Origin of the sequence: Cyanothece sp. BG0011 (assembly GCF_003013815.1) — a bacterium.
Taxonomy (GTDB): domain Bacteria; phylum Cyanobacteriota; class Cyanobacteriia; order Cyanobacteriales; family Microcystaceae; genus Crocosphaera.
Genome location: NZ_PRLH01000086.1, coordinates 1 through 3,132, shown reverse-complemented (window position 1 = coordinate 3,132; position 3,132 = coordinate 1). Strand labels below are relative to the sequence as shown.

Sequence of the window (3,132 nt, the reverse complement as noted above, 5' to 3'; positions counted from 1 at the left end):
TTACTGACGCAGAAAAAGCAGTTAAAGGGAAACGGAATCAAAATAGGCAATATTATTATTGATTCTGAAGAAGCTAATATGCTTTTAGAAGCAGAAGGAAATTTTATTAGTTATGTAGATATTGAAGTTAAAAAAACCGCCCCATGGAGTCCTAATCGTTCCTTTGATTCTGAGACAATTTTAGGGGTATTAAGTATTAACCCATCTGAATTAGAACTGATTCGCAAACAAACTCATTTTCATACTTATTACGATCATAAGAGAAAACTTAAAATAGGTGTATCCTGTCAATATGAAGGCGCACCATTATCAGTAGGATTTAGTAGTAAATATTATGGCGACTAACGTAGGGTGGGCAATGCCCACCCTACTTATTTAAGTGCTTCATGTTAGAATTTTAGCATTAGCTTAGAAAATGAAAATGATACTCATTCAAACTAGAGATTATTATGAATACAACTTTATATGATAAAGATTATTATTTATGGTTAGAAGAAACCGCACAGTTATTAAGAGAGGGAAAATTAACAGACTTAGATATTCATAATTTAATCGAAGAAATAGAAGACATGGGAAAAAGTGAAAAAAATGCTTTAGAGAGTAACTTAATTGTCCTATTAATGCACTTACTAAAATGGAAATATCAACCTAGCAAACAAAGTGGAAGTTGGCGCAGAAGTATTCGAGAACATAGAAGACGCATCTTAAAAGCGTTTAAAAATAGTCCTAGTTTAAAACGATATTTTGAGGAAATTTTTGATGAAAGTTACCAAGAAGCAAGAAAACAAGCAGCAGATGAAACTGAACTTTCTTTAAACACTTTTCCCGAAAATTGTCCTTTTAAAATTGATAAAATTCTTGACCCTGAATACTTACCTTAGTACCGATAACATTGTCTATTATTATTAGGAGGTTACTAAGTTTCCTCGTAATAACATATTAAATAGATTTTATTAATAAACCTTATTTTAGTTTTCCCCTTTCTCTTCTTTATTGATTAGATACACTTATCATATAGTGTATCAGTTATGATTTATATCAATTAGTTGTTCTCCTTCATATTTCTTTACAAAAAGATCGGTTTTCCCAATTTTCCTAAAATTTGCCTGAAAATGAAACCTTGAAGTTATGTAAATTTTCAAAATATGCTATCTTAAAATATATTAGGCATACTCTATTCAAAAATAAGACTTAAATTCCTAAAACCCTTTTAAATAGGGACTTTTTATATTTTGGTTTCTCTAAATTCCCCTTTGAGCATTAATTTTTCTTCGACAATACATAAATACTATATATTAAGTTTTGCAAACTAACCTTGACAAAATAAATATATTACATTGAACAAAAACAACTATAGGGATGATTAGATATTTTGGATACGACTGAAAACTTTGGTTTGTGTTAACCTCATAGCTAAAGAAAGAAATACCTTATTCCCATTACGTTCTATGTCCGAGCTAATGTCAAACCCCGTTACCTTAGAGCAAAATTTTGATCGGGACTTAGAGCAGTCTAAAGCTTATTTATCGCCTCAAGCTATTTTTTCTAAGGATGAACTTGCCGACCTCAATCAACGCTCTAACGTCAAGGGTTTACTTCAGTTATTGTTACATTTAACCGTCATTGTTGTTAGTGGTTATCTTTGGTTAGGGATAGACAATCTTTTGATTAAAATTCCTAGTTTAATTATTTATGGATTTAGTCTAGCATCGATGTTTGCAGCCCTTCATGAATGTGTTCACTATACCGCTTTTGCTAACCATCGTCTCAATGAAATAGTGGGTTGGTTTGCAGGATTATTGTCATTTTATAATAGTACCTTTTATTGTTTTTATCATATTTGGCATCATCGTTATACTCGTATTGAAAATAAAGACCCCGAATTAACCGATTTAACCCCGACAAATCTCTGGGAATATGTTTGGATACTAAGTGGTATTCCTTGGTGGTTAGGCAAACTACAAACCCATTTTCTGTGTGCTACGGGACAGTTTCAAGGGTTTCCTTATATTCGAGAAACCACTAAAGGGAAAATTCAACGCTCTGTGCAACTACAATTATTGATTTATTTAGCTGCGATCGCAGTATCATTCTATTATCAACAAGCTTGGTTTTTCGTAGGTTGGCTGTTACCGTTAGCGGTAGGACAACCCCTACTAAGATTTATTTTACTCGCTGAACATACAGACTGTACTTTAGATGCTAATCCTTTCGCCAACACTCGCACAACTTTGACGATTTTACCTATCAGAATATTGATGTGGAATATGCCGTTTCATGGGGAACATCATTTTTGTCCTTCTATTCCCTTTCACGCTTTAGGCAAAGTCCATGAAAAATTACAGCCTCACCTCAATCATGTAACCGATGGTTATGGCAATTTTAACGTTGCTTTGATTAAAGGTTTTTTCTCAGAAAGGGAAAGTTAACAGTATTGAATATTATCAACTTAATTGAATTATGATCCGTCATTTTTTGTCATTTATTTTAGTCGTAATAATCAGCTTTTTCATGATTAACTCAATCGCTGAGGGAAGGGATTTAATAGGAAATGATCGCATTATTAACGATCATTTATTACCTTGTTTGTCTGAAGTTGCTTGTGTGTCGAGTTGGCCGAAAGACAGTCAATCTTATATTGCTCCTATTGTTTACCATATTGATAAAAATCAGGCTAAAGAAATCTTGTTAAAAGTTTTAACAGTGGTTCCCAGAACTCACGTCGTTGAAACACAAGATAACTATATATTAGCAGAAGCAAAGGGAAAGTTTTTTGGAGGAATGAATGACATAGAATTTTATTTTCCTCCAAACTTATCGATGATTGAATTAAGATCAACGTCCCGTAACAGTAAGTTTGATTTAGGGGTTAATCGTAGACGGTTAGAACAAATTAGATTAGCTTTAAAAGACCTTAATATTTAGAGGATTTTTTCTAACCCATAAACCAAACTTTTTAACTGAGTCACTTTACGAATAGAGAGTAAAACCCCTGCCATATAACAGGAGCGATCGCTGGTATCATGGCGTAAGGTATAAATCTGTCCTTGTGCGCCAAAAATTACTTCTTGATGGGCAATTAATCCCGGTAAACGCACACTATGAACCCGAATATTATCAGCCACGACACCA

At 33.1% G+C, this 3,132-nt stretch carries 4 protein-coding genes and 1 pseudogene; 4 read left to right on the top strand and 1 reads right to left on the bottom strand.

All coding sequences use genetic code 11. The annotated features are described in order from the left end of the window. The 4 genes and pseudogenes from C4E06_RS10675 to C4E06_RS10660 form a co-directional block, all read left to right on the top strand. A pseudogene (locus tag C4E06_RS10675) lies at positions 1 to 345 on the top strand (DUF4365 domain-containing protein); the annotation flags it as partial. Positions 346 to 449: 104 nt separating this feature from the next. Beyond that, positions 450 to 881 carry a DUF29 domain-containing protein gene (locus tag C4E06_RS10670; protein ID WP_107668040.1) on the top strand — a complete coding sequence of 144 codons (432 nt, stop codon included), beginning with the start codon at positions 450 to 452 and terminating at the stop codon, positions 879 to 881. Between the two features lie 579 nt (positions 882 to 1,460). Then, a complete protein-coding gene (locus C4E06_RS10665; protein WP_232826225.1) occupies positions 1,461 to 2,429 on the top strand; it encodes a fatty acid desaturase in 969 nt (322 codons plus the stop codon). 31 nt (positions 2,430 to 2,460) lie between these two features. Then, positions 2,461 to 2,925 (top strand): DUF1499 domain-containing protein, encoded by a 465-nt coding sequence (locus tag C4E06_RS10660; protein ID WP_107668038.1) that lies wholly within the window; start codon positions 2,461 to 2,463, stop codon positions 2,923 to 2,925. Here the strand turns inward: C4E06_RS10660 and C4E06_RS10655 are convergent. After that, the coding region (locus tag C4E06_RS10655; protein WP_304529250.1) for a dihydrodipicolinate reductase C-terminal domain-containing protein at positions 2,922 to 3,132 on the bottom strand (211 nt) is incomplete at its 5' end. The two genes, C4E06_RS10660 and C4E06_RS10655, sit on opposite strands and share 4 nt — an antisense overlap.

Excerpts from the sequence above, each read along its gene's own strand:
- C4E06_RS10660 (WP_107668038.1), top strand. The coding sequence starts at position 2,461 with ATGATCCGTCATTTTTTGTCATTTATTTTAGTCGTAATAATCAGCTTT.
- C4E06_RS10670 (WP_107668040.1), top strand. The coding sequence starts at position 450 with ATGAATACAACTTTATATGATAAAGATTATTATTTATGGTTAGAAGAA.
- C4E06_RS10665 (WP_232826225.1), top strand. The coding sequence starts at position 1,461 with ATGTCAAACCCCGTTACCTTAGAGCAAAATTTTGATCGGGACTTAGAG.